The sequence below is a fragment of the Aeromonas sp. R1-2 genome, assembly GCF_040908505.1.
Lineage (GTDB): Bacteria > Pseudomonadota > Gammaproteobacteria > Enterobacterales > Aeromonadaceae > Aeromonas > Aeromonas veronii.
The window spans coordinates 1-25,234 of the sequence record NZ_JBFODU010000003.1; the positions used below are offsets into that span (position 1 = coordinate 1).

Consider the following 25,234-nt stretch of genomic DNA (forward strand, 5'->3'; position numbering starts at 1 on the left):
GCGTTGAAATACAGAACCCCCGATGCGGTACATAGGGGGTTCTGAGTAGAGAAATGTTAGTTGAAAATGTGTAAACCTATTTCAGGACTAGACAGAAAGGCTGGATAAATCAGGCTTTCCACGCTTTCCAGGTGTTGATCAGACCGTTAGTAGAGCAGTCGTGGCTGGTGACAGCCTCGTTGTTGCCCAGCTCCGGCAGGATCTTGTTGGCCAGCTGTTTGCCCAGCTCCACACCCCACTGGTCGAAGGAGAAGATGTTCCAGATTGCGCCCTGTACGAAGATCTTGTGCTCGTACATGGCGATCAGGGCACCCAGGGTTTTCGGGGTCAGGCTCTTGAACAGGATGGAATTGGTCGGGCGGTTGCCTTCGAACACCTTGAACGGCACCAGATCCTTGACCTGCTCCAGGGTTTTGCCAGCCGCCAGAAACTCGGCTTCAACCTCTTCCTTGCTCTTGCCGAAGGCCAGCGCCTCGGTCTGGGCGAAGAAGTTGGCCAGCAGTTTCGGATGGTGGTCACCGATCGGGTTGTGGCTGATGGCCGGCGCCAGGAAGTCGCAGGGGATCAGCTTGGTGCCCTGATGGATCAGCTGGTAGAAGGCGTGCTGGCCGTTGGTACCCGGCTCACCCCAGATGATGGGGCCAGTCTGGTAGTCAACCGGCTTGCCGTTGCGATCCACGTACTTGCCGTTGGACTCCATGTTGCCCTGCTGGAAGTAGGCAGGGAAGCGGTGCATGTACTGATCGTACGGCAGGATGGCTTCGGACTCGGCACCGTAGAAGTTGTTGTACCACAGGCCAATCAGGGCCAGCAGCACAGGTACGTTCTGCTCATAGGAGGCAGTGGCGAAGTGCATGTCCATCTCGAAAGCGCCTTGCAGCAGGGCTTCGAAGTTCTCGAAACCGACAGACAGGGCGATGGGCATGCCGATGGCAGACCAGGAGGAGTAGCGGCCGCCAACCCAGTCCCAGAACTCGAACATGTTGTTGGTGTCGATGCCGAACTCGGCCACGGCCTTGCCGTTGGTGGAGAGGGCCGCGAAGTGCTTGGCAACGTGGGCCTTGTCACCGGCGATGTTGATGAACCAGTCGCGGGCTGTCAGGGCGTTGGTCATGGTCTCCTGGGTGGTGAAGGTCTTGGAGGCCACCAGGAACAGGGTGGTTTCCGGATCGATCTTCTTCAGGGTCTCGGCGATGTGGGTACCATCGACGTTGGAGACGAAGTGCATCTGCAGGTGGTTTTTGTAGGGACGCAGTGCCTCGGTGATCATCACCGGGCCGAGATCGGAGCCACCGATACCGATGTTGACCACGTGCTGGATCGCTTTGCCGGTGTAGCCTTTCCACTCGCCGGAGATGATCTTCTCGCAGAAGCCCTTCATCTTGGCCAGTACGGCATTCACTTCCGGCATCACATCCTTGCCGTCGCACTCGATGGGGCGGTCGGAGCGGTTGCGCAGGGCCACGTGCAGTACGGAGCGACCTTCGGTCATGTTGATCTTGTCGCCATTGAACATGGCATCGATCGCGCTGCGAAGATCGGTCTCTTTGGCCAGATCAACCAGCAACTTGAGGGTTTCTTCGGTGATCAGGTTCTTCGAGTAATCAACCAGGATGTCGCCGCCGAAGGTAAGGGAAAACTTGTCAAAGCGCTTCGGGTCCTGCGCGAACAGATCCTTGAGTCGGGTCTCTTTGTTTGCTGCAAAGTGGGCTTCCAGTGCCTGCCAGGCCTGGGTTTGGGTTGGATTGATATTTTTCATAGGATTCCTGAAATGCCAAGTTGTGTTTGAACCTTGCAGGCAAGGTCCCGCCAAACCTTATTATCCGAGCATTATAGCGAGCCGAACGGGCGGCCCGTGTAACAGATTTTTACCGATTGTCTTTTACCGCAATGGGTCACTGTCGGGAGCATACAACCAGAACATTGGGATTATGTGTCACGAAAGCAAGGCGGATCTTGCGCTTGCTCATGATTGGGGCCACCCCGATAGCCTGAAATTGTTTTCATCCGGTTGGCGTGGTTATGCACCGACATGGCCATGGGCTGGGGCCAGAAACGACAATGCCAGCCCGAAGGCTGGCATTGTCTGTTGCAGCAGAACCGCGATCACGCCTGCGTTTTTTGCATGTGCATCACCATCTGCGGGAAGGGAATTTCGATCCCTTCAGCATCAAAGGTCAGTTTCACCTTCTCGTGGAAGTCGAACCAGACACCCCAGTAGTCAGCGGTTTTCACCCAGGGGCGCACCACGATATTGACCGAGGAGTCGGCCAGCGCGGCGACGGCGATGGTAGCGGCCGGATCTTTCAGGATGCGCGGCTCTTCGCTTACCAGACGCTCCAGGATCTGTTTGGCCTTGCGCAGGTCAGAACCGTAGCCGATGCCAAAGGTCATATCGACGCGGCGGGTATCCATACGCGAGTAGTTGACGATGGTGCCGTTGAGGATGGCGGAGTTCGGTACTACCACCATCTTGTTGTCACCTGAGGTGAGGGTAGTGGTAAAGAGCTGAACGGACTGTACTACACCCGCGGTACCTGCCACTTCGATAAACTCGCCCGCCTTGATGGGGCGGAAGATGATCAGCAGGAAGCCGGCAGCGAAGTTGGAGAGCGAGCCTTGCAGCGCCAGACCGATGGCCAGACCGGCGGCACCGATAATGGCGACGAAGGAGGCGGTCTGCACGCCGACACGGCCCAGCGCGGCGATCACTACGAACACCAGAATGGCGTATTTGAGGATGCTGCCGACGAAGTGGGTGACTGTGGTGTCCAGCTTGCGGGCCTGCATCACCTTGACCACGCCACCGCTGATGAGGTTGGCGGCGATATAGCCGACCAGCAGGGTCAACAGGGCGGCGGCGATATTGACGCCGTATTCGATCAGCAGTCCCTGATTATTGACCAGCCAGGTCTGCGCTTCGGTAATGATTTCGGGTTCCATAGGATGTCCTGTCAGGTTCTAAAAGGTTTATGGTGGATAAATCTAACACCGCAGCGCGACAGTACGGGTCGCATCTGGTACTTCTTTTCTGCCATAAAAACCTGACACAAAAAAGAAGGGAGGCCAAAGCCTCCCTTCTTTTTGCTGAATGATGCGAAAAAAACATCAGCTCTGCAGCAGCTGGCTGCGGATAAATTGCCACTGATCTTCGAAACCGGCGGTCGGCTTGAGCTTGAACTCGGAGCGCACGAACTGGCTGATACGGCCTTCGGTGTAGGCCAGCAGCAGATTGGCCAGCATGGTCTCGTCGAGCTGGAAGCCTTGACCCTCGCGCAGCCGCTTCTCGCGCAGCACCTGCTTGATCTGGGTCTCCAGCTTGTCAAACAGGATGCTGATGCGATCCCGCAGCCGATCGTGCTCACCCAGCAGGGCATCGCCATTGAGGATGCGGGTGATGCCGGGATTGCGCTCGGCGAACACCAGCAGCAGCTGCAGGATATGGTGACAGCGCGCCATGGTGTCCTTCTCTTCCGCCATGATCAGATTGACCCGTGACAGCAGGGAATCCTCGATAAAGTCGATCAGCCCCTCGAACATCCGCGCCTTGCTGGGAAAATGTCGATAGAGGGCTGCTTCAGAGACGCCGACCTCGGCCGCCAGACGGGCCGTGGTGATGCGCTGACCCGGACTGGTTTCCAGCATATGGGCGAGCGCCTGCAGGATCTGATCGCGCCGACTCTGTTTCTGATTACTGCTTGCCATGGATTCCCCTAAAAAAACAATGGCTTGATTCTGTTATTAAGCACCGCCCATCGGGCTGGTGTGGTCTGTTATTGGCGACCAGAAGAACCAAAACCGCCTTCACCCCGTTCGCTCTGATTGAACTCATCGACCAGTTGGAAGCTGGCCTGAACTACCGGCATGATCACCAGCTGGGCGATGCGCTCGCCGGGTTGCATGGTGAACTCATCCTTGCCGCGGTTCCAGACCGAAACCATCAGCTGACCCTGATAATCGGAATCGATGAGACCGACCAGGTTGCCCAGCACGATGCCGTGCTTATGGCCGAGGCCGGAGCGGGGCAGGATGGTGGCACACAGACCCGGATCCTGGATGTGAATGGCCAGACCGGTCGGCACCAGGGTGGTATCACCCGGAGCCAGAGTCAGCGGTGCATCCAGCAGTGCGCGCAGATCCATGCCGGCAGAGCCCGGTGTGGCGTAGGCGGGCAGCGGGTACTCGGTACCGATACGGGCATCCAGAATCTTCAGTTCAATTTGTGTAGTCATGAATCGCTTTTTCAGTTGGATCTTGTATTGGCGCCCCTCTTGGCAAGGCGGGGCGCCGTGAGTCTTGTTCTTTCGGGACGCTCAGTGCCGGTAGTGGCGCGCAATCAGGGCGATCAGGTGACGGGCCAGCGTCAGCTTGTCGGCCAGCGGCAGCGGGGCCTGGCCCCCTTGCCAGAACACGGTCAGGGCGTTGTCATCGGCGTTGAAGCCTTGCCCCTCGCGGGACACATCGTTGGCGGCGATCATGTCCAGCCGCTTACGCTGCAACTTGTCGAGGGCGTATTGTTCCACATCCACGGTTTCGGCGGCAAATCCGACGGTGAAGGGTTTGTCTGAAAGGGCACCGACGGCCGCGATGATGTCGGGATTCTTCACCAGCTTCACCACCATCTGGTCGTTATCGCCGGTCTTCTTGATCTTCTGACTGGCGACCTGTTCAGGACGATAGTCGGCTACCGCCGCGCAGCCGATGAAGAGGTCGCACTCGCCGACCCGGCTCATCACCGCCTGATGCATCTGCTCGGCGCTCTCCACATCGATGCGGGTGACGCCAGCTGGTGTAGCCAGCGTCACCGGGCCGCTCACCAGCGTCACTTCGGCGCCCGCTTCACGGGCGGCGCGGGCGATGGCGTAGCCCATCTTGCCGGAGCTGTGGTTGCTGATGTAGCGCACCGGATCGAGCGCCTCGCGGGTTGGCCCTGCTGTGAGCAGCAGCTTGACGCCTGCCAGCAAGGGCTCGGCGGCCAGCTGCTGACAGCAGCGATCCACCAGTTCGAGGGGGTCCAGCATCCGCCCCGGGCCCACATCGCCACAGGCTTGGCTGCCAGCATCCGGCCCCCACAGCAGAATGCCGCGGCTGGCCAGGGTCTTGAGGTTGGCCTGTGTGGCCGCGTTGAGATACATCTGCTGGTTCATTGCTGGTGCCAGCGCGATGGGCGCCGGAGTGGCCAGACAGAGGGTGGTCAGCAGTTCGTCGGCCATGCCTGCAGCCATCCGCGCCATCAGGTTGGCGCTGGCGGGGGCGATCAGCACCAGATCGGCCCACTTGGCCAGCTCGATATGGCCCATGCCCGCTTCGGCAGAGGGGTCCAGCAGGCTGTAGGCCACCGGATGACCGGAGACCGCCTGCAGGGTCAGCGGGGTGATGAACTCCTTGGCGGAGCGGGTCATCACCACCCGCACTTCGGCGCCCTGATCTTTCAGGCGGCGTACCAGCTCGGCACTCTTGTAGGCGGCGATCCCGCCACTGACACCCAACAGGATGCGTTTATCGGCCAATCTCATCTGCTGTTTCTCTATCCGGCTCATTCTGACTGGTCGGCTAAGATACCACAGGCAATGGATGACGACAGGGGTTGGCATCAAGGGGTGTGGTCGGGCGCGCGCAATTTTTTGCTATGTTTTTTCTCAACAGGGATGAGGAAGAGACAAATGAGCATCAAAGAGTGGCCGGAAGATGAACGCCCTAGAGAGAAGTTGCTGCGTCAGGGGCCCGCGGCGCTTTCCGATGCCGAGCTGCTCGCCATCTTTCTGCGCACTGGTGTCAATGGCCTGAGTGCAGTGGATCTTTCACGTAATCTATTGAATCAATTTGGCTCTTTGCGCAGCTTGCTGGGCGCGGATCAACGGGCATTTTGCGAGGCGCACGGCCTTGGCCCGGCCAAATATGCCCAGTTGCAGGCGGTGCTGGAGATGGCCAGACGCCATCTGGCCGAGCAGTTGCAACGGGGCGATGCGCTCACCTCGCCCCAGCTGACCCGGGACTATCTGCAGGCCCAGCTGCGGGATCGGCCACGCGAGGTGTTTGCCCTGTTGTTGCTCGACAATCAGCACAGAGTCATTCAATTTGTTGAGCTTTTTTTCGGCACTATCGACTCGGCGAGCGTCTGGCCAAGAGAAATCGTGCAGATCGCGCTCAAACATAATGCAGCCGCGGTGATTCTGGCGCATAATCACCCGTCCGGCGTCGCCGAGCCCAGTAGGGCCGACCGCCAGATCACGGATCGGATCACGGCCGCTTTGGCCCTGATCGATATCAGAGTGCTGGATCACTTGGTGATCGGTGATGGCATCACGGTTTCTTTTGCCGAGCGCGGTTGGCTATAACTGTGCTCTGGCACCGTATTAGTTGATCTTTGATCACGGATGCTGTATAAAATGCCGCCTTCTGTTTGCCCCGCAATCGAAGGCCAGCGGGGCAGATATTTGCTCGAGCAATGAAGTAAGATTTGGAGAGACTGACATGTCTAGAGTATGCCAAGTAACCGGCAAGCGCCCGGCAGTTGGTAACAACCGTTCGCACGCTAACAACGCCACCAAGCGTCGTTTCCTGCCGAACCTGCACACTCACCGTTTCTGGGTTGAGAGTGAAAAACGCTTCGTAAGCCTGCGCGTATCCGCAAAAGGCATGCGTATCATCGACAAGCGTGGCGTTGAAGTGGTTCTGGCTGAACTGCGCGCCAGCGGTGTTAAGGTATAAGGAATTAGATCATGGCTAAAGGTATTCGCGAGAAAATTCGCCTGAACTCCAGCGCCGGTACTGGTCACTTCTATACCACTACCAAAAACAAGCGCACCATGCCCGAAAAAATGGAGATCAAAAAGTTTGATCCCGTTGTTCGTCAGCATGTGATCTACAAGGAAGGCAAAATCAAGTAATTACTTGATGCTGCATTCCCAAAAACCCGGCTTCGTGCCGGGTTTTTTTATGCGCAGAATTCAGTACACTGCCGGTTCAAAGGGAGGCTTGCCATGTTCAAATTGAGCCGCAAAGGCTGGAATAACGTGATCATTGTGGTGGTGCTGATCGTGATCACCCTGTTGCATCGTATGGAGACTGCCCAGCAGGAGAACAGCGCCAAGCGGGCTCGCCCCTTGCTGCCGGATGCGGCCGTGGTGCTCACCTGGCAGGGGCCGAGCTGGCAGATTGAGCGGATTGGTCAGGGCTGGCGCAGCGTGCCGGATCTGGGGCTCGACACGGCTCAGCTGGATGCCCGTCTGGCGCGCTGGCAGAGCTGGTTGCTGCCCCCCAGCGAGGTGGTGCGCGGCACCCCGGTGGCCATCAAGGTGTGGATTGCCGGCCAGAACGATCCGGTCGAGATCGGCCTCTATCAGAACAGCGGCCAATATGGCGCTCAGCTGCCCTCCGGTCTCTGGCTCGCCCTCACTGCCGAGCAGTATCGCGATCTGCTGCGCCCTGCCCCCTGAGTTCCTTTTCCTTGCGAGGTGCCCATGCCCGAATTGCCAGAAGTTGAAGTCAGCCGTCAGGGGATCTCCCCCTGGCTCACCGGTATCAAGGTGACGCGCGTGGTGGTGCGGGATGGCCGCCTGCGCTGGCCGATCCCCGGTGAGATTCAGGAGCTGGTGGACCTCACCATCCATCGGGTGCGTCGCCGTGCCAAATACCTGCTGCTGGAGACCGATTTCGGCACCGCCATCCTTCATCTGGGGATGTCCGGCAGCCTGCGTGTACTGGATATCGGCACCCCGGCCGAGAAGCATGACCACGTGGATATCGAGCTGGAGAATGGCAAGCTGCTGCGGCTCAATGATCCGCGCCGCTTCGGCGCCCTGCTTTGGACTCGCGAACCGGCCGAAGCCCATGCGCTGCTCGCCAAGCTGGGGCCCGAGCCGCTCACCGATGCCTTCAGTGCTGATTACCTGCAGGGGCGCGCCAAGGGGCGCAGCACCGCCATCAAACAGTTCCTGATGGACAATCAGGTGGTGGTCGGGGTGGGCAACATCTACGCGAACGAGGCGCTCTATGCTGCCGGCATTCACCCCAAAAGGGCGGCGGGCAATATCAGTGCCGAGAGGCTGGGAACCCTGGTGGCCGAGATCAAGCGCGTGTTGGCCGAGGCGATTCGCCAAGGTGGTACCACTCTGAAGGATTTCACCAGTGCCGATGGCAAGCCGGGCTATTTCGTGCAGCAGTTGCAGGTCTACGGCCGTGGCGGTCAGCCCTGTTTCCACTGCCACACCCTGCTGACCGAGACAAGAATGGGCCAGCGCACCACGGTTTTTTGCAGTCATTGCCAGCGCTGAGCGTACTTTTTGCCCCGATACGGGGGAAGTTGTAACAGCGTATTTCCACTCTGTTGAAGATTTGCACAGTCAAGACTAGAATCGCGCCCGTTCAGGCAGTATGAGAATCGGATCGTGATAAAAAAAGCAGCAGTAGATTGGGGCGATTTGTCTCAGTCAGGGCGTTACTGTGCCCAAAATATGGCTCGTTACTTATATCCGGAGGATAACGATAGGAAGGTTTTTAATCGCGGCAAGTTCATTTTACGCAGCCTGCTATATCGGAGGCAACTGAGCAAGGTGTTTGACTTGTTTCAGGTGTCTCATCTGAATGCATTGCCAGCGAGTCATCCAGAGTTGCTTGATAAACCGATGCGCCCGTATTGTTTTGCTGGTTCTACTCCTGCCCAACGTGCCGAAATGCTGGAAAACCACTATCGCTTGTTGTTGGAGAGCTACCCGCAGTTGATCGACCCTCTCTATCTTGGTGAGGGGATCGCGCTGGGGCGTTATCCACTGAGCGGTTGTTGCATTGTCGTGCGTTACGATGGCACCTTCCGCCGCGAGGCCGAGCTGGCGCTCTCCATCGTCAACGGCGAGGGGCAGCGCCTCTACAGCTGCGCCTTTTCGCTGGCGGGCAGTGCGGATCGTTTGATTCTGATGATCGGCTCCATGCAGGGGCCGGAGCCTGCAGTCGACAATGCCCAGGAGCGGGTGCGCGAGCTGACCAAAGAGGGGCACGGCCTGCGGCCCAAATCCCTGCTGGTGCAGCTGGTGCTGCAACTGGCACAGGCCATGGGGGCGGCGGAGGTGCTGGCGGTGCGCAAGCGGGCCCATGTGTTTCAGGCCAAGCGCTACAGCAGCAAGCAGAAAGCCAATTTGCAGGCCGATTATGACGAGCTGTGGCAGGAGTTCGACGCCCGGGATGTGGATGCCAACTTCGTCGCTCTGCAAGCCCAGCCGCGCAAGCCGCTGGAGGAGATCGCCTCCAAGAAGCGGGCCATGTATCGGCGCCGCTACGAGTGGCTCGATCTGCTGGTGCAGGAGATGAATGAGCGGTTTGCCCGTCAGTAACCGGCAAGCAGGCTGACCTCTCCATGCGAGAGAGAAACAACAAGGGCTACCCGCGGGTAGCCCTTGTTCGTTGTTGCCGTCGGGAATGGTCAGTGTGGAAGGGGATCACCCTTTCTGTTTGGCTGCGATGGCTTGGGCCACCACGGGATCGACAAACTGACGAATGTCGCCACCGTGCAGCGCCACCTCTTTTACCAGAGTGGAGGAGATAAAGGAGTTCTCCTCGGCCGGGGTGAGGAAGACGCTTTCCAGCTCAGGCATCAGGCGGCGGTTCATGTTGGCCAGCTGAAACTCGTACTCGAAGTCGGAGACGGCGCGCAGGCCGCGGATCAGCACGTTGGCCTGATGCTCTTTGGCGAAATCGACCAGCAGACCGGAGAAGCCCACCACCTTGACGTTGGGAAGCGTGCTGGTCACTTGCTGGACAAGCTGGACACGTTCTGCCAGATCGAACAGCGGGCGCTTGCTCGGGCTGTTGGCGACCCCGACCACCACCTCGTCAAACAGCTTGGCGGCGCGGCCGATGAGATCGGCGTGGCCATTGGTAACGGGATCAAAAGTCCCGGGATAGATCACCCTGGTAGTCATCTTTGCGGTCCTGCAACCTGGAAATTTGGTCGCATTATAAGGTCGTCGCTTGAGAATAGCAGTGCATCAGGCAAGAATACGCCATCGCGCATCAAGCCTCCTTGCATTGGTGACAGGGAGCAAAGGGATTTTTTATGAAACGTATTCTGGTCGTTCGCAATGACAAGATTGGTGACTTCATGCTGGCGTGGCCTAGCTTCGCCATGCTCAAAGGCTCCATGGAGTGTCATGTGACTGCCCTGGTTCCGGCCTACACGGCGCCGCTGGCCCGGCTCTGCCCCTGGATTGATGAGGTTATCATCGATCCGGGCGTGCGGGCCGACAAGGAGCAACAGCGAGCGCTGCTGGCGCGGATCAAGGCGGCGGCGTTCGACGCGTCCATCTGCCTCTTCTCCAACTCCCGCAACGCCATGCTGGTGTGGAAGGCGCATATCCCTTACCGGCTGGCCCCGGCGACCAAGCTGGCGCAGGTGCTCTACAACCAGCGACTGGTGCAACGCCGCTCCCGCTCCCAGAAGCCGGAGTCCGAATACAATCTGGAGCTGATCCGTCGCTTCCTGACCGACCATCAGGTCGCCGTGGTGGAGCCCAAGACTCCCTTCCTCAGTTTCGATGAGGCGAGCCTGCTACAGGTGCGCGAGCAGTTGGCACTCAAGCTCAAGCTCGATGCCAGCCGCCCCTGGCTGATGGTGCATGCCGGTAGCGGCGGTTCAGCCAACAACCTCTCCATCGAGCAGTATGCTCGCATCATCATCAAGCTCAATCAGGCCTGCCCCGAGCTGCAGTGCGTGCTGACCGCAGGCCCGGGCGAGGAGAAGATGGCCGAACAGCTGGCGGCCGAGTTGCTGGCCCACGGTGGCAACGGCTGGATCTACCGCTCCAGCGATGGTCTGCCGACGTTCTGTCAGGTGCTGGCCAATGCAGCCCTGTTTATCGCCGGCAGCACCGGCCCGCTCCATATTGCCGGGGCGCTCGATGTGCCGACCATCGGCTTCTTCCCGATGCGCCGCTCCGCTACTCCGCTGCGCTGGAAGCCCCTCAACAGCGAAGGGCGTCACCTCGCCTTCAGCCCGCCGGAGGATAGCGACCATCCTGAGGATATGAGCCAGCTCGATCCCAAGACCATGGTGCCGGTCATGGCCCGCTGGGCGGCGCCCTTCTGGCGCAAGTAACGTATGCAGCAATGCAAACAGGGCCCCGTGGGGCCCTGTTTCGTATGACGGTTATTCCGGCTGCTGCGGCTGCTGGCGCACCCAGAGGTCTGCGTATTTAACGAAGGTGGAGTGGGCGGAGAGGATCGCCAGCAGCAGCCCCTGCTTGCCGTCGAGGAAGCCCGCTTTGAGCAGGTACATCTTGAGGAAGCAGCCGACCGCGTGGATCAGCCCCTGACTGAGGGAGCCCTTCTTGCCGCGAGCGGTGCGCTGATCGGCCCAGGCGCGGGCATAACCGGCCGATTTCACCAGATAGTGCTCCAGATCCCGATAGGTGAAGTGGAGCAGGTCGCCATGAATGTTGACGATTTTCATGTTGGCCCGCACTTCTACCTTTTCGTGCACCAGCGCCTCGTTGTAGCTGGTGAGCGCCCTGGGATAGAGGCGCAGCACCCGATCCGGATACCAGCCACTGTGGCGGATAAAGCGGCCAAAGACCCAGGAGAGGCGCGGGATCGAGTAGATGGTATCGCTGGCCGGATTGGCCATCACCTCGGTGATGGCGGTTTTCAGCTCGGGGGTGAGCCGCTCGTCGGCATCCAGCCACAACACCCAGTCGGACTGCACATGAGACTGGGCTAGTCGGCGCTGTTTGCCAAAGCCCGGCCACTTGGCGTTGACGAAGAAACGGGCGCCAAATTCGGCGGCGATGGCCGGGGTCTCGTCCTGACTGCCTGAGTCCAGAATGACGATCTCGTCCACCAGTCCGTCGAGGGAGGCGAGGCACTTGCGCAGGTTGTCGGCTTCATTCTTGACGATCAGAACGGCAGCCAGAGTCGGTTTTTTCACGAATGTGGGCTCACGGTTATTGCCCGGCTGGCGGGTCGAATGCGTATTGATGGGCCATTCTAACGGAAAAACGGGTCAAAGAGAGAGCCGCCATTGCCCGTTTCTATCAGCTGTTTGCCTGTCTCTTCACGTCCGGTTGGAAGCGGGGCACCGCTGGAAAAATGGGGTGACGGCAGCGTCTGCCAAGGATCTTCTGTTATTTATCCGACCATTCTTGGGGCATAATCTCGCCCAGTGATGATTAACAGCCGGGCCAGTCCCGAGAGAAGACGCGTGATGAAAATATTGGTGATCGGCCCCTCCTGGGTCGGCGATATGGTGATGTCCCAGAGCCTCTACAAGGCGATCAAGGCCAACCATCCGGAGTGCGAACTGCACGTGATGGCCCCCGCCTGGTGCTGCGCCCTGCTGGAGCGGATGCCGGAGGTGGACAAGGCGATCACCATGCCCCTCGGCCACGGTGACTTCAAACTGGTGGCGCGCCGCCGCCTCGGCAAGCAGCTGGCCGCCGAGAAGTACGATCAGGCCATCGTCCAGCCCAACTCCATGAAGTCGGCGCTGATCCCCTGGTTTGCCCGCATTCCGGTGCGTACCGGCTGGAAGGGCGAGAGCCGCTACGGCCTGCTCAACGACCTGCGCAGCAACAAGTCCGCCTTCCCGCTGATGGTGGAGGGCTATCTGGCGCTCGCTTATCCCAAGGCGCAGATGAAGAGTCGGGCCGATATTCCGACCATTCCGCACCCGGCTCTCCACGTCGATTTGATCAACCAGAGCAAGGCGCTGGAGCGGCTGGGACTGGATCGCGCCCGCCCGGTGCTGGTGCTCTGCCCCGGTGCCGAGTTTGGCCCGGCCAAGCGCTGGCCGGAGGGGCACTACGCCGTGGTGGCCCAACAGCATCTGGACGAGGGGTGGCAGGTGTGGATCTTCGGTTCCAACAAGGATGTGCCGGTGGCCAATACCATCCGGGATCGGGTCAATCTGCTGACTCGCCCCAACTGCCACGTGCTGGCGGGCAAGACCAGCCTGCACGAGGCGATCGATCTGATGGCGCTGGCCAGCCGGGTCATCTCCAACGACTCCGGCCTGATGCACATCGCCGCCGCCCTCAACCGGCCGCTGGTGGGCGTCTATGGCTCCACCTCGCCGCTCTACACCCCGCCGCTGGCGGATCGGGTCGAGATCGTTCACACCGACATCGAGTGCCGCCCCTGCTTCAAGCGCACCTGCAAGTTCGGCCATCTCAAGTGCCTGATCGACCTGGCGCCGGAGCAGGTGGTCGATGCCTGCAAGAAGCTGGAGCAGAGTCAGTAAGATGCCCTACCGTTTGCTCTACAACCTGCTGATCCATCTGGGATTGCCGCTGGCACTGCTGGCCCTCTACAAGCCGAAGAAAGGCAAGCCCGGCTTTGGCAAGCGCTGGGCCGAGCATCTCGGGCGGCTGCCCGCCACCGGACAGGATGCGCCGCTCTGGATCCATGCGGTGAGCGTGGGGGAGACGCTGGCCATCACGCCGCTCATTCGCGCTCTCAAGGCGGAGCGGCCCGATCTGCCGATCCTGCTCACCACCACCACCCGCACCGGCGCCGATCAGGCTGCCAAGCTGGGGGATCTGGTGATCCATCGCTACGCGCCGCTCGACTACCCCTGGGCCATTGCCGCCTTTCTCGACACCTTCAAGCCGCGCGCGCTCTGGGTGATGGAGACCGAGTTATGGCCGAACTGGCTGGCCGCCTGCGAGGCGCGCCACCTGCCGGTGACCATCATCAATGCCCGCCTCTCCGAGCGATCCTGCCAGCGTTATGCCCGCTTCCACGGTGCTTTCGACGCCCTGAGCCGGCCGCTGACCCATCTGCTCTGCCAGCATCAGGATGATGCCGACCGCTTCGCCCGCCTCGGCATCGATCGTTCGCGGCTGGCGGTGACCGGCTCCATCAAGTTCGACATCCAGTTTGGTGACGAGGTGCAGGCCAAAGGTCGTGCCCTGCGCCAGCAGCTGGGGGCGGATCGGCCGGTCTGGATCGCCGCCAGTACCCATCAGGGTGAGGATGAGCAGGTGCTGGCCGCCTTCGATCTGCTGCTCAAACGCCATCCCGACGCGCTGCTCATTCTGGTGCCACGCCACCCCGAGCGGTTCGACCGGGTGGCCGAGCAGTGTGCCCCTTACGGCTGCGTGCGGCGCACTGATGGTGCTGCGGTGAGTGCGGAGGATAAGGTCTATCTCGGCGATACCATGGGCGAGCTGCCGCTGATGCTGGCGGCGGCCGATGTGGCCTTTGTTGGCGGTAGTCTGGTGAAGATCGGCGGTCACAACCTGCTGGAGCCGGCAGCCCTCGGCAAGCCTTGCCTGACCGGCCCTGCCTACTTCAACTTCAGCGATATCACCCGCCAGCTGGTGGCTCAGGGTGGCGCCGCCATCGTGGCCGATGCCGCCGAGCTGGGCGAGCGGGTGAGCCAGCTGTTTGCCGACGAGAGCACCCGCCGCGAGATGGGCGAGCAGGCCCGCGCCGTGGTGCTGCGCAATCAGGGTGCGCTGGCGCGCACCCTCTCGCACTGCCTCACTGCGCTGGAGAACGACTGAACCCATGATGAGCACCGCACTGGCTCTCGATTTTCAACTGCAAAAGCGTCAAAGCAGCTGATCCCCGTTTCACACGTCATCAAAGAGGCAACCATGTTCAAGGCTCTGTTACTGGAAAACCAAGACGGCAAGACTGTTCCGACTCTGACCCGGCTGGCCGAGAGCCAGTTGCCGGAAGGTGAAGTGCGGGTGGCGGTCGCTTACAGCTCGATCAACTACAAGGATGGGCTGGCCATCACCGGCAAGGGCAAGATCGTGCGCCAGTGGCCGCTGGTGCCCGGTATCGACTTCGCCGGTACCGTGCTCGAATCTGCCGACAGCCGCTATCAGCCCGGCGACAAGGTGGTACTGACCGGTTGGGGCGTGGGCGAAGGGCACTGGGGCGGCATGGCCGAACAGGCGCGGGTCAAGGGGGACTGGCTGGTGCCGTTGCCCGCCGGGCTGGATGAGCGTCAGGCCATGTGCATCGGTACCGCCGGTCTCACCGCCATGCTCTGCGTACTGGCGCTGGAAGAGGCGGGCATTACTCCCGCAAGTGGCGAGGTGCTGGTCACCGGCGCGGCAGGCGGTGTTGGCTCCACCTCGGTTGCCCTGCTGGCAGCCCTTGGCTATCAGGTGGCAGCGCTGACCGGTCGGCCCGAAGAGCAGGGCGCCATGCTCACTGCGCTGGGTGCCAGCCGCATCGTGCCGCGCAGCGAACTGCTGGTGCCCGCCAAACCGTTGGAGAAGCAGCTGTGGGCCGGTGCCATCGATACCGTCGGCAGTCAGGTGCTGGCCAAGCTGCTGGCCCAGATGAACTATGGCGGCGCCGTGGCGGCCTGTGGGTTGGCGGGCGGCTTTGATCTGCCGACCAGTGTGATGCCCTTCATCCTGCGCAATGTGCGGCTGCAGGGGGTCGATTCGGTGATGTGCCCGTTTGAACGTCGTCAACTGGCGTGGCAGCGACTGGCACGGGATCTGCCCGCCAGCTTCTTTGAACAGGCGGTTACCGAGATTGGGCTGGAGCAGGTAGTGGAGGCCGCCGAGGCCATCACGCAAGGCCAGATCGCCGGCCGGACTCTGGTCAAACTTTGAACTCTCTCTGACTGGCGAGCCCGACAATTCCGGATAAAATTGGAGTGCGGGTGAACTATCCAAGGAGAGTGAAGATGGGTGGACACAAGCCGGATTACGACTCCTCTGATGATGATTGGGAGCCGGATTCCTGGGAAGAAGAGCTGGATCAGTGGGAAGATGAAAGCTGGCAGGATGATGACACTTTCGATGACCAGTGAACCACGGCATTGAACGAACAGGCGGGCTTTGGGCCCGCCTGATTTTTTTGCCGCGCTCACATGGCTGAGTGTTCGTCCTTGGTCAGGGGCGGGGCGCTGGGTAGAATGAACTGCCCAAATGACGCTCAAGGATGACTATGCGACTCTCCATCATATTGTTGGCTGCCCTGCTGGGTGGCTGTGTCTCCAACGATGATCCCTGCGAGAAGGTATGGAGTGAGGTTGGGGAGGCGGATGGCAAGTTGGGCTTCACCACCGAACGGGTCGAGTTCCATCAGGGCCAGTGTGGCAAGAAGGTGGATCCTGAACTGTGGAAGCAGGGACACCAGAAGGGATTGGCATGGTATTGCCGCCCCGAGCACCTCTATCTGGCTGGCCGCTCCGGAAGCGAGTATCGCGGCGTCTGCCCGAATGATACCCAGGCGCGCAGATTGTTCGAACAGGGGCGTCAGGGGTGGACCGATCAATAACACCCTGACAGGGAGGGGCGTTACTCCTCTTTCAAACGCAGCGGTTGGCAGAGGTAACCCTTGTCATTGGCACTGCGGGCGCACTTGCTGCAGACAAACTTGGGTTTGCGCACGATTTTTCTCAGCGCCTTGAGATCGGTGGGGATCTCGTGACGGCGCCATTCACACAGGGTTTTGCTGCCCATAACGACTACCTCTACGACTTGACGGCCGTATTGTAATCGATTTTCATTTCGAATAAACCGGCAAAGCTCGCTTATTGGTCGATATGCCAATAAGCGATTGTTTCGGGAGGGATTACTGGTAGAGGAACTTGGTGAAAATAAGCTCGCGCACCGCTTTCTTGCCGGTCTCTTTCACCAGCAGCTCGTTGACGGTTGTCTCGCACTCCTTGCGCAGCTCTTCTCGGTTGGTCAGGGACTTCACTTGATCGGCATTTTTGCTGCCAATCAGACGGATGATGGCATCGCGGATCAGCGGGTCATGCTGCTCCAGCAGCTTGAGATCGGCTTCGTTTTCCGCCATCAGCTCTACAGTGACCCGGATATAACCGAGGGTTTTGCTATCACTCAGGTAGTTGGTGATGATGTCGGGATCGAGCGCGTGGTAGGAGAAACCAGGCTTGGCAGCCCCCTCTGCGCCCTCGGCGGGTGGCTCATCTTCAGCCAGAGCTTGCTGCTGCAGGGCGCCACAGCTCAGTAACAACACCAGCAGAATTTTGAAGATCTTCATATAGATGGCTCATCAGCAAGAGATAACCCATTTTTGATGTTGCCATCGGGGCCGTCAAGCACGGATGTTCTTACATTTCGCTATTGATTTACGGATAATAAACCGGATTTTAACCTGAACACGGAAATCTCTGGATGGTGAAGCTGTGAAGTCCGAGTTGACTGTTCCCCTCACGCAGTTAAGCGGGTGGCTGGCCCCCGAATGTTGCGAATTGCCCGCCAGCTTGCGCCCCTGGCTGCTGGAGCCCGGCTCCATGACCCGGCGGCTGCGTCAGCACAATCGCCACTTTTCGGTGGAGTGGCTGGGCAATCACCCGGTCTCCCTTACTGCCGATGAACAGTGGCTGGTGGATTCGGCCTCGCCGGCCGGTACCTGCCGCGAGGTGATCCTGCATGGGGATCGTGGGCCCGCCGTGCTGGGCTGGACCCTGTTTGCCGATGACGCACTGCAAGAGAGCGGCATTGCCGAGCTTGGCGAGCAGCCACTGGGTGAGCGGGTATTTGGCCACGAGCCTGCCCGTCGCGATCACCTGCAACTGGCCCGTTTCGATATTGCCGCCAATCCCCGTTGTCCGGCCGCCACTGTCTGGGGGCGTCGTTCCCGTCTGTTTCTGGGGCAGTGGCCACTGCTGGTGCACGAGCTGTTTCTGCCCTCTCTCGTCTGTGACAAGGAGCTGGAGTGAATCTGTTAACCAAGGAGCGGGGACTTGCCTATATGCAGTTGGCCCGCGTCGACAAACCCATAGGCACTCTGCTGCTGCTGTGGCCAACCCTGTGGGCGCTCTGGCTGGCCGCTGGTGGCCTGCCCAATCTCTGGGTGCTGACCGTGTTTGTGGTCGGCGTCTTTCTGATGCGCTCGGCAGGGTGCGTCATCAACGACTATGCGGATCGCAACTTCGACGGCCATGTCAAACGCACCGCTGGTCGCCCCTTGCCCACGGGCAGAGTCAAACCGTGGGAGGTGTTGGCGCTCTTCTTCGTGCTGGCGCTCATTTCGTTTGGTCTGGTGCTGACCATGAATCCGCTCACCATCGGCCTGTCGTTTGTCGCCCTGCTGCTGGCGGTGAGTTACCCCTTCATGAAGCGCTTTATCTCGAACCCCCAGCTGGTGCTCGGGATGGCCTTCTCCTGGTCGATCCCGATGGCCTATGCGGCGCAGGCGGATGCCCTGCCGCTGGTGGCCTGGCTGCTCTTCTTCGCCAACCTGCTCTGGACCGTGGCTTACGACACCCAGTACGCCATGGTGGATCGGGATGACGACCTCAAGATCGGCCTCAAATCCAGCGCCATCCTGTTTGGCCGTTACGACAAGCGGATCATCGGCGCACTGCAACTCTCGACACTGCTGCTGTTGCTGGCGGTCGGGCAGCTGATGACGCTGGGGGGCTGGTATTACTGGGGATTGCTGGGGGCGGCGGTGCTGTTTGTCTATCAGCAGCGGCTCATTCGCGAGCGGCAGCGAGAAGCCTGCTTCCAGGCGTTTCTCAACAACAACTATGTGGGGGCGCTGGTGTTTGCCGGTCTGGTGCTCGACTACCTGTTGGCGTGACATGTTCCCGCGCAGACTCCGATAAAAAGAAGGCCGCATCATGCGGCCTTCTTTGTTTGCGTTGCAGATTAGAGCTGATTGCCTGCCTGAATGGTGCGGCGGATCTTGTTGCTCAGCAGCGGCACTATGTTGTCGGCCAGCGCCTGGAAGCGGCCGAGATCCGGCTTGCACTCGGGAGAGAGGTAGCCCTCCTTGCGCAAGGTGTGGATCAGGGTGCTGAACAGCTTCTGGTCGAAGAACTCGGGGGCGTTGATGCCGTGCAGGGTGCCGAGGCGCTCTGCCATCATCAGGCCATCCGCCTCCAGCTGCTCCGCCTCGATATGAGGCTGGGCTAGTACCCGGGTCAGCACGATGGCGTAGCGTTGCAGGGTCTCCTGAATGCTCTCCGCCAGCAGCAGCAGGCGCATCTGGTTGGCCGGATTGACCCAGTAGCCGTCATCGCGGGTCTCGATCAGTTGCTGGGTTTGCAGGGCGTCGAGCAGGCTGTCGACCAGCGCTGGCAGCTCCTCCTCTTCATAACGCAGGAACAGCTCGGTCTTGAGCAGCGGATAGATGTCGATGCAACGAGCCATGATCTCGCTGCGGGAGATCCCCTCGCACCGTTCGATCAGTGCCGCCACCAGAGAGGGCATGGCGAACAGGTGGAGGATGTTGTTGCGGTAGTAGGTCAGCAGGATCGCCTGATAGCGGTCCAGACTGATGATCTGCCCCAGCTTGTCCTCGCTCACCTCGAACTTGTTGAGCTCCATCGCCTGATCCAGCAGGGTCTTGGCATCCTCATCCGGAATGGTGCTCTGCGGGCTGTAGGGCACCGCTTTGAGCAGATCCAGATAGGTGTTGAGCTGGGCCTGCAATTCGTCGCGGGTCAGGGCGTGGCGCTCGGCGGCCAGCAGCGCCAGCGCGCTCAGGGTCAGGCCATTGACCGCGGCAGCGCCGTTGATGCGGGTCATCAGCAGCTCGGCCAGATTGTTGACGGTACCCGCCATCCACTCCGGACGCTCCTCTTCCCCGATGTGCTTTTTCCAGTCGGGGATGTGTTCGCTCAGGTAGCTGTTGAGGGTCAGCGGCTCGCCGAAGTTGACGAAACCACGGCCGTAGTTGCGCAGCTTGCGCAGGATGCCGAGCACCTGAAGGAAGCTCTCTTTCTCCTTGCGGCTCCCCTTAAGCTCGTTGTGGTAGGTGTTCACCTCCATCACGTGCTCGTAACCCAGATAGACCGGCACCAGAGTGACCGGCCTGTCCAGCCCGCGCATCATCGCCTGCAGGGTCATCGCCAGCATGCCGGTCTTGGGCGGTAGCAGACGGCCGGTACGGGAGCGACCGCCTTCGGTGAAGAACTCTACCGAGTAACCCTTGGCAAACAGCAGGTTGAGGTATTCCCGGAATACCGTGCTGTAGAGCGGGTTGCCCTTGAAGGTGCGGCGAATGAAGAAGGCGCCGCCGTGGCGGAAAATCGGGCCTGCCGGCCAGAAGTTGAGGTTGATGCCTGCCGCGATATGGGGTGGCACCATCCCCTGGTGGTAGATGACGTAGGAGAGCAGCAGGTAGTCCATGTGGCTGCGGTGGCAGGGGACGTAGACGATCTCGTGCCCTTCCTGCGCCAGCTGGCGTACCTTCTCGGCGCCATTGACCGACAAACCGCGGTAGAGCTTGTTCCACAGCCAGCCGAGGAAGCTCTCGCCCAGGCGGATCAGCCGGTAGGAGAAGTTGGAGGCGATCTCGTCCATGTAGCCATGGGCACGCTTTTGCGCCTTCTCGAGGCTGATCCCTTCGCGCTGGGCCTCCTCTTCAATTGCCTGCTGGATCACCGCGGAGTCGAGCAGCTGCTTGAACAGCAGGTTGCGGTTCGGCAGTTTCGGGCCGGTGGCGGCCAGCTGCTGGCGGCTGAAGTGGGTACGGGCCACTCGCGCCAGCTTGTGGGCGATCGCCTCGTCGGTGCCGTGCTTGTCGGCCATGTAGCGCAGGGAGAGCGGCGGCGAGAAGCGCACCAGATTTTCGCGACCCTTGAGGATCACGATAAGCGCCTTCTTCAGCCGGTTCGGCGCCAGGCTGCTGATGATGTTGAGGCCGGAGGCTTCTTCCCCTTCCCGACCCGGAGCGCGGCCCCAGAACAGGGTGACGGGCACCACCTGGATATCCAGCTCGGGATCCTGCTTGTGCAGATCCAGCAGCTGGTGGAACTCCTGCAGAAAGGGGAGCGGTTTGCTGCGTTTGCCAAACAGGGGAGGCGGACGATCCAGACAGACATAGCGCGGCAGCAGCTGGCCGTTCAGTTCCAGCGGGGTGAAGGGGCCGGGCAGACCGAGATCCTCGCAGCACTGCTGCAGGGTCATCAGGTCGGTGATCGAACTGGTTTTCAGGGCATAGACGATGGGTCTGGCCGGATCCAGATTGAGTTCTGTGATGGGATTTTCCGGCAGGCTCTTGTGATTGACCAAGCCGCTGACCGGCCATTGCAAGATGGCTCTGGAAATCTTCTGTCCTAGGGACATGTGCGTCTGCTCTCCAAAAAAATGCGGCGTGAGCATAGCAAATCGACAGCCCCTTGTCGCCGAGAGGTACGATGAGTCGGCTGCGCAGGATCAAAACAGTAGTAAATGAGGGGTTGGTCGCGACAAATGTCAGCTCTGCCTTGCCTTGGCCACTGCACTGTATATACTGCCAGTGTGCTGTATAAAAAGACAGGTGCCAATTCTATGAAACCCCTTACCCCCCGCCAGGCCGAAGTGCTGGAGCTGATCAAGGTGAACATGAGCGAGACCGGTATGCCGCCGACTCGTGCCGAGATTGCCCAGAAGCTTGGTTTCAAGTCGGCCAATGCGGCCGAAGAACATCTGAAGGCCCTGGCCAAAAAAGGGGTCATCGAGATCATGCCGGGCACGTCCCGCGGCATTCGCCTGTTGCTCGAAGAGGAAGAGGTGCTGGAAGAGAGCGGCCTGCCGCTCATCGGCAAGGTTGCCGCCGGTGAACCCATCCTGGCTCAGGAGCATATCGAGAGCCACTATCAGGTTGATCCCGCCCTGTTCCATCCGCGCGCAGATTTTCTGTTGCGGGTACAGGGGATGAGCATGAAGAACATCGGTATTCTGGATGGCGATCTGCTGGCGGTGCACAAGACCCAGGAAGTGCGCAACGGTCAGGTAGTGGTCGCCCGTCTCGATGAGGATGTCACCGTCAAGCGCTTCCAGCGCAAGGGCAGTCAGGTATGGCTGCTGCCAGAAAATGAAGAGCTCTCCCCCATCGAGGTGGACCTCTCTTGCCAGCAGCTCACCATCGAGGGGCTGGCGGTCGGGGTGATCCGCAACGCCGACTGGATGTAATCATCCCCGCCAACTGCGTTTGCCACACGGCCTCCTTCGGGAGGCCGTGCTGTTTCTGGTGCACTTTCCCTGTCATATCAAACAGATCATCGGCGGCGGCATTTTTGTCCTGCGCGACCGGCTACCAATCATCCATTTCAGATATATGCTCAGATCAGTGCCCTGTCGCCGAGACAGGGCTTGGCACCTCCCTCTGACCATCACAATGTGTCGGTACGGGAGGGCCGGTAACAACGAGAATCGGGCAGTACACCTTCACGGGATATGAAGGGGGAGTGGGGAGATCCCGAGCCTTGTCAGGCAAAGGGGACCACTCGTAATGGTTGCAGATAGTCGTGACGGGCCTGTTCCCAGTTCAGGCCGACGAAGCAACATGACCTGTCGGTCAAGGAGGACTGGTATGGCATCAAGATCGCCATGGGATTCAGAGGCTGGGGCTGCGCCAGCGGAATCGTCAATCACCCGTTTCGTCAAAGGTAGCCGGATGACCTGGTTTTACGGTCTCTGGCTGCACCATCGTGGTTCGCACTGGACGCTCTGGCTGGGATGCCCGAAAGAGAAGGTGGTGCGTCTGGTGCTGCTGTTCAAACGGGGTCACGGTGATCGCCAGGGGGAAGAGGGCTGGCTGGCCCCCGTGATTCCCATCGGCGTGCGGGCCATCGGCAAGATGTTGCAGCAGGGGCGTAACGCTCGCCCCTGAGCAGAAGAGACAAACAAATCCATCCATAACCGGCACCCGAGGGGGCCGGTTTTTTTATGGCTGAAATTGGCGATTAATTATGCCAAATGGTCGACTCCTGACAGGGCGTTGCACAAGGTTGAACCACCTTGGCGGCTCGCTGGGGTACAATGCACCCCTCTTGTCCGGTCACTGCTGGCCATCTGCCTCGAACTGAAAGGGTCTCTTGTTATGATGAAGCTCCGCTATCCCCTGCTCTTTCTGCTGCTGACAGCCTGCCTGATCCTGGTGTTCTACGCCACGCAGCCAGAGCAGCCGGAACAGGCCGATTATTATCCGGCGGGGCGGGACATCAATGATTTCGCTTTTACCGATGCGGACAACCAGCCGTTCACCCCTGCCAACCTGAAGGGGCACTGGACCTTCCTGTTTGTCGGCTACACCTTCTGCCCCGATATCTGCCCCACCACCCTGGCAGATATGCGCTCCGTCTATGACCAGCTGAAGAAAATGGCGCCCGACAGTCAGGTGGTGTTTATCTCGGCGGATCCCCAGCGTGACGATATTCCACGCCTCAAGACCTACACCGCCTTCTTCAATCCCGAATTCAAGGCGGCCACTGCCCCCCACGACAAGCTGTTCCCGTTCGTGCGCAATCTGGGGCTCATCTACTCCATCGCCAATCAGGGGGAGAAGGATTACCTGATCGATCACTCCGCCTCCATCGTGCTCATCAATCCCAAGGGCAAGCTGCAGGCGGTATTCCGCCCGCAGGTGGCGCCGGGTCAGGTGCCCCGGGTGCAGATGGCCACCATGCTCTCTGACTTCTCCCGCATCCTGAAGCTGACAGGCCACTGAGCGTGACCCCAGCTGTTGCCCCCTGGTGGCGAGATCCCTCTCGCCACCGCGCTGTGTTTGCGCTCGCCCTGCCCATGGTTTTCTCCAATATCACCACCCCCTTGCTGGGGCTGGTGGACACCTGGGTGATCGGTCATCTCGGTCAGGCCTGGTTTCTGGGGGGCGTCTCGGTCGGTGCGACCCTGATCAACCTCATCTTCTGGCTGCTCGGCTTCTTGCGGATGTCGACCACCGGGCTGACGGCGCAGGCGCACGGCGCCGCCGACGGTCGTGCCCAGCTCGATACCCTGCTACGGGCGCTAGGGCTGGCCATTGCTCTCGGTCTGGCGCTGCTGTTGTTGCTCTTCCCCCTGTTGCCACGGTTGATCGCCCTGAGTGGCGGCTCGCCCGAGGTGCAGCTCTATGCGGGCCAATATGTGGCGGTGCGGATCTGGAGCGCCCCGGCGGCGCTCTGCAATCTAGTGATCATGGGCTGGCTGTTGGGGATGCAGGATGCCCGCAGCCCCATGGTGATGTTGATCCTCACCAATCTGGTCAACATGGCGCTCGATGCCCTGTTTGTGCTGGGGCTCGGCTGGCAGGTGCGGGGTGTGGCGGCGGCCTCGGTCATGGCGGACTACTGCGCGCTGGCAGTCGGTATCTGGCTGGTACGCCGTCAGCTGGGGCAACTGGCACCGACGGCGTGGCAGGATGGTTGGCAGCGCTGGCGGCAGCTTGCGCCCATGGTGCGGTTGCTCGGCCTCAACCGCGATATCTTCCTGCGCTCCCTCTGTTTGCAGCTCTGTTTCGCCTTCATGACTCTGCAAGGGGCACGACTGGGGGATGTAGCGGTGGCCGCCAATGCGGTGCTGCTCAACTTTCTGATGCTTATCTCCTACGGACTCGATGGTTTTGCCTATGCGGTGGAGGCCATGGTAGGACGAGCCATCGGTCAGCGGGATCGGCAGAAACTGCGGGAGGCCATCGTGCTCAATCTGGGCTGGGCCGCCCTCATCGCCAGTGGTTTTACCCTGGTGTTTGCCCTCTTTGGTGCCCACCTTATCGGCTATATCACCGACATTCCGGCCGTGGTGGCGGAGGCACATCGTCAGCTTCCCTGGCTGATCGCCATGCCCTTGCTAGCGGTCTGGTGCTTCCTGCTGGATGGCGTGTTCATCGGGGCGACCCGGGCGCGGGAGATGCGCAACAGCATGTTGCTGGCCGCGTTTGGCGGCTTCTTCCCGATCTGGTGGCTCTGTCAGTCGTGGGGCGTGGCCGCGTTATGGGCGGCGATGGCGGCGCTGATGGTCGGGCGCGGTCTGTCGCTGGGGGTCACTTGCTGGCGGCTGGAGCGCAGCGGGCATCTGCTCGACGCCCGCCACTGATCATCGGTGGCGCTTACATGGCACCGTCGTAGCCGAGCTGGCGCCAGCTCTCGTAGACAAAGACAGATACTGCGTTGGAGAGGTTCATGCTGCGGCTCTGGGGCACCATAGGGATGCGCAGCCGCTGCTCGAATGGCAGACTCTCGATGATCTCGATGGGCAGGCCGCGACTCTCCGGGCCAAACAGCAGGGCATCGCCAAGGGCATATTGTGCTGCCGAGTGCGCGGTGCGCCCCTTGGTGGTGCAGGCAAACACCCGCTTGGGTGCCACGGCAGCCAGAAAAGCCTCATAGCTCGGCCAGCGCTTCACCTCGGCAAATTCGTGATAGTCGAGTCCCGCCCGCTTTACCCGCTTGTCATCCCACTCAAACCCCAGCGGCTCGATCAGATGGAGCCGGTAACCGGTATTGGCGCAAAGCCGGATGATATTGCCGGTGTTGGGCGGAATTTCCGGCTGGTAGAGGACGATATCGAGCATGACGAGCTCCTGCAAA

The 25,234-nt window shown here is 60.4% G+C and carries 29 protein-coding genes; 18 read left to right on the forward strand and 11 right to left on the reverse strand.

What is annotated here, in order from left to right; genetic code table 11:
* Positions 1-109: 109 nt before the first annotated feature.
* The 5 genes from pgi to coaBC form a co-directional block, all read right to left on the reverse strand.
* Positions 110-1,759: a glucose-6-phosphate isomerase gene (gene pgi / locus AB5Y76_RS00180; RefSeq protein WP_005339491.1), complete on the reverse strand. Its 1,650-nt coding sequence runs from the start codon at positions 1,757-1,759 to the stop codon at positions 110-112.
* A gap of 347 nt (positions 1,760-2,106) precedes the next feature.
* On the reverse strand, positions 2,107-2,943 hold the full coding sequence (locus AB5Y76_RS00185) for a mechanosensitive ion channel domain-containing protein (protein WP_088868140.1): 837 nt from the start codon (positions 2,941-2,943) through the stop codon (positions 2,107-2,109).
* Between the two features lie 165 nt (positions 2,944-3,108).
* Positions 3,109-3,705, reverse strand: coding sequence for a nucleoid occlusion factor SlmA (gene slmA / locus AB5Y76_RS00190; protein WP_005339495.1), 597 nt, complete (start codon positions 3,703-3,705; stop codon positions 3,109-3,111).
* Positions 3,706-3,773: 68 nt separating this feature from the next.
* Entirely contained in the window at positions 3,774-4,232 is a 459-nt protein-coding gene (dut, locus tag AB5Y76_RS00195; RefSeq protein WP_005339498.1) for a dUTP diphosphatase, read from the reverse strand.
* 81 nt (positions 4,233-4,313) lie between these two features.
* Positions 4,314-5,516: a bifunctional phosphopantothenoylcysteine decarboxylase/phosphopantothenate--cysteine ligase CoaBC gene (gene coaBC / locus AB5Y76_RS00200; RefSeq protein ID WP_124930445.1), complete on the reverse strand. Its 1,203-nt coding sequence runs from the start codon at positions 5,514-5,516 to the stop codon at positions 4,314-4,316.
* 147 nt (positions 5,517-5,663) lie between these two features.
* Between coaBC and radC the strand changes: the two genes are divergently transcribed.
* The 6 genes from radC (at position 5,664) to AB5Y76_RS00230 (ending at position 9,329) form a co-directional block, all read left to right on the forward strand.
* Positions 5,664-6,338 carry a DNA repair protein RadC gene (gene radC, locus AB5Y76_RS00205; protein ID WP_005339502.1) on the forward strand — a complete coding sequence of 225 codons (675 nt, stop codon included), beginning with the start codon at positions 5,664-5,666 and terminating at the stop codon, positions 6,336-6,338.
* 136 nt (positions 6,339-6,474) lie between these two features.
* Positions 6,475-6,711, forward strand: a complete 237-nt coding sequence (gene rpmB, locus AB5Y76_RS00210; protein WP_005307492.1) for a 50S ribosomal protein L28 — start codon at positions 6,475-6,477, stop codon at positions 6,709-6,711.
* Positions 6,712-6,722: 11 nt separating this feature from the next.
* On the forward strand, positions 6,723-6,890 hold the full coding sequence (rpmG, locus tag AB5Y76_RS00215; RefSeq protein WP_005307500.1) for a 50S ribosomal protein L33: 168 nt from the start codon (positions 6,723-6,725) through the stop codon (positions 6,888-6,890).
* 93 nt (positions 6,891-6,983) lie between these two features.
* Positions 6,984-7,439, forward strand: coding sequence for a hypothetical protein (locus AB5Y76_RS00220; RefSeq protein ID WP_263719168.1), 456 nt, complete (start codon positions 6,984-6,986; stop codon positions 7,437-7,439).
* Positions 7,440-7,463: 24 nt separating this feature from the next.
* Positions 7,464-8,276, forward strand: a complete 813-nt coding sequence (mutM, locus tag AB5Y76_RS00225) for a bifunctional DNA-formamidopyrimidine glycosylase/DNA-(apurinic or apyrimidinic site) lyase (protein WP_005357390.1) — start codon at positions 7,464-7,466, stop codon at positions 8,274-8,276.
* A 180-nt stretch (positions 8,277-8,456) separates the two neighbouring features.
* A complete protein-coding gene (locus AB5Y76_RS00230; protein ID WP_263719169.1) occupies positions 8,457-9,329 on the forward strand; it encodes a VirK/YbjX family protein in 873 nt (290 codons plus the stop codon).
* A 105-nt stretch (positions 9,330-9,434) separates the two neighbouring features.
* Here AB5Y76_RS00230 and coaD read toward each other — a convergent pair whose 3' ends face one another.
* Entirely contained in the window at positions 9,435-9,917 is a 483-nt protein-coding gene (gene coaD / locus AB5Y76_RS00235) for a pantetheine-phosphate adenylyltransferase (protein ID WP_040069411.1), read from the reverse strand.
* 134 nt (positions 9,918-10,051) lie between these two features.
* Here coaD and AB5Y76_RS00240 point away from each other — a divergent pair, with 134 nt between their 5' ends.
* A complete protein-coding gene (locus tag AB5Y76_RS00240; RefSeq protein WP_263719170.1) occupies positions 10,052-11,089 on the forward strand; it encodes a glycosyltransferase family 9 protein in 1,038 nt (345 codons plus the stop codon).
* Positions 11,090-11,140: 51 nt separating this feature from the next.
* On the opposite strand, the gene AB5Y76_RS00245 is transcribed toward AB5Y76_RS00240, so the two are convergent.
* The gene (locus tag AB5Y76_RS00245; RefSeq protein ID WP_236272736.1) at positions 11,141-11,917 is read right to left on the reverse strand and encodes a glycosyltransferase family 2 protein; all 777 of its coding nucleotides are present in this window, start codon (positions 11,915-11,917) and stop codon (positions 11,141-11,143) included.
* 276 nt (positions 11,918-12,193) lie between these two features.
* Between AB5Y76_RS00245 and waaF the strand changes: the two genes are divergently transcribed.
* The 5 genes from waaF to AB5Y76_RS00270 all read left to right on the forward strand — a co-directional run bounded on the left by waaF (position 12,194) and on the right by AB5Y76_RS00270 (position 16,239).
* Positions 12,194-13,228: a lipopolysaccharide heptosyltransferase II gene (gene waaF / locus AB5Y76_RS00250; RefSeq protein WP_005339516.1), complete on the forward strand. Its 1,035-nt coding sequence runs from the start codon at positions 12,194-12,196 to the stop codon at positions 13,226-13,228.
* Position 13,229: 1 nt separating this feature from the next.
* Positions 13,230-14,495: a lipid IV(A) 3-deoxy-D-manno-octulosonic acid transferase gene (gene waaA / locus AB5Y76_RS00255; protein WP_263719171.1), complete on the forward strand. Its 1,266-nt coding sequence runs from the start codon at positions 13,230-13,232 to the stop codon at positions 14,493-14,495.
* Between the two features lie 93 nt (positions 14,496-14,588).
* A complete protein-coding gene (locus AB5Y76_RS00260) occupies positions 14,589-15,569 on the forward strand; it encodes an MDR family oxidoreductase (protein ID WP_115522532.1) in 981 nt (326 codons plus the stop codon).
* Between the two features lie 74 nt (positions 15,570-15,643).
* On the forward strand, positions 15,644-15,769 hold the full coding sequence (locus tag AB5Y76_RS00265; RefSeq protein ID WP_005339521.1) for a hypothetical protein: 126 nt from the start codon (positions 15,644-15,646) through the stop codon (positions 15,767-15,769).
* Between the two features lie 137 nt (positions 15,770-15,906).
* Positions 15,907-16,239 (forward strand): DUF2799 domain-containing protein, encoded by a 333-nt coding sequence (locus AB5Y76_RS00270; RefSeq protein ID WP_263719172.1) that lies wholly within the window; start codon positions 15,907-15,909, stop codon positions 16,237-16,239.
* A gap of 20 nt (positions 16,240-16,259) precedes the next feature.
* Here AB5Y76_RS00270 and AB5Y76_RS00275 read toward each other — a convergent pair whose 3' ends face one another.
* Together AB5Y76_RS00275 and AB5Y76_RS00280 are read right to left on the reverse strand one after the other, a co-directional pair.
* Complete coding sequence (locus AB5Y76_RS00275) at positions 16,260-16,424, reverse strand: hypothetical protein (RefSeq protein WP_005339525.1); 165 nt, start codon at positions 16,422-16,424, stop codon at positions 16,260-16,262.
* Between the two features lie 112 nt (positions 16,425-16,536).
* Positions 16,537-16,971, reverse strand: a complete 435-nt coding sequence (locus tag AB5Y76_RS00280) for a flagellar basal body-associated protein FliL (protein ID WP_005339527.1) — start codon at positions 16,969-16,971, stop codon at positions 16,537-16,539.
* Positions 16,972-17,116: 145 nt separating this feature from the next.
* Between AB5Y76_RS00280 and AB5Y76_RS00285 the strand changes: the two genes are divergently transcribed.
* Both AB5Y76_RS00285 and ubiA read left to right on the forward strand, forming a co-directional pair.
* On the forward strand, positions 17,117-17,653 hold the full coding sequence (locus AB5Y76_RS00285; protein ID WP_263719173.1) for a chorismate lyase: 537 nt from the start codon (positions 17,117-17,119) through the stop codon (positions 17,651-17,653).
* Positions 17,650-18,519, forward strand: coding sequence for a 4-hydroxybenzoate octaprenyltransferase (ubiA, locus tag AB5Y76_RS00290; RefSeq protein WP_005339536.1), 870 nt, complete (start codon positions 17,650-17,652; stop codon positions 18,517-18,519). Before AB5Y76_RS00285 ends, ubiA begins: the two co-directional genes overlap by 4 nt.
* A gap of 68 nt (positions 18,520-18,587) precedes the next feature.
* Here the strand turns inward: ubiA and plsB are convergent, their stop codons facing one another.
* On the reverse strand, positions 18,588-21,011 hold the full coding sequence (gene plsB, locus AB5Y76_RS00295; protein WP_019446525.1) for a glycerol-3-phosphate 1-O-acyltransferase PlsB: 2,424 nt from the start codon (positions 21,009-21,011) through the stop codon (positions 18,588-18,590).
* A gap of 204 nt (positions 21,012-21,215) precedes the next feature.
* On the opposite strand from plsB, the gene lexA reads away from it, so the two are divergent.
* From lexA to dinF, 4 genes are all read left to right on the forward strand, one after another.
* Complete coding sequence (lexA, locus tag AB5Y76_RS00300) at positions 21,216-21,839, forward strand: transcriptional repressor LexA (RefSeq protein ID WP_005339540.1); 624 nt, start codon at positions 21,216-21,218, stop codon at positions 21,837-21,839.
* A 484-nt stretch (positions 21,840-22,323) separates the two neighbouring features.
* Positions 22,324-22,539 (forward strand): hypothetical protein, encoded by a 216-nt coding sequence (locus AB5Y76_RS00305; protein WP_019446524.1) that lies wholly within the window; start codon positions 22,324-22,326, stop codon positions 22,537-22,539.
* 210 nt (positions 22,540-22,749) lie between these two features.
* Complete coding sequence (locus AB5Y76_RS00310; protein ID WP_150997314.1) at positions 22,750-23,376, forward strand: SCO family protein; 627 nt, start codon at positions 22,750-22,752, stop codon at positions 23,374-23,376.
* 2 nt (positions 23,377-23,378) lie between these two features.
* Complete coding sequence (dinF, locus tag AB5Y76_RS00315) at positions 23,379-24,740, forward strand: MATE family efflux transporter DinF (protein ID WP_263719174.1); 1,362 nt, start codon at positions 23,379-23,381, stop codon at positions 24,738-24,740.
* Between the two features lie 13 nt (positions 24,741-24,753).
* Here the strand turns inward: dinF and trmL are convergent, their stop codons facing one another.
* On the reverse strand, positions 24,754-25,218 hold the full coding sequence (gene trmL / locus AB5Y76_RS00320) for a tRNA (uridine(34)/cytosine(34)/5-carboxymethylaminomethyluridine(34)-2'-O)-methyltransferase TrmL (protein ID WP_005339545.1): 465 nt from the start codon (positions 25,216-25,218) through the stop codon (positions 24,754-24,756).
* Positions 25,219-25,234 lie beyond the last annotated feature (16 nt).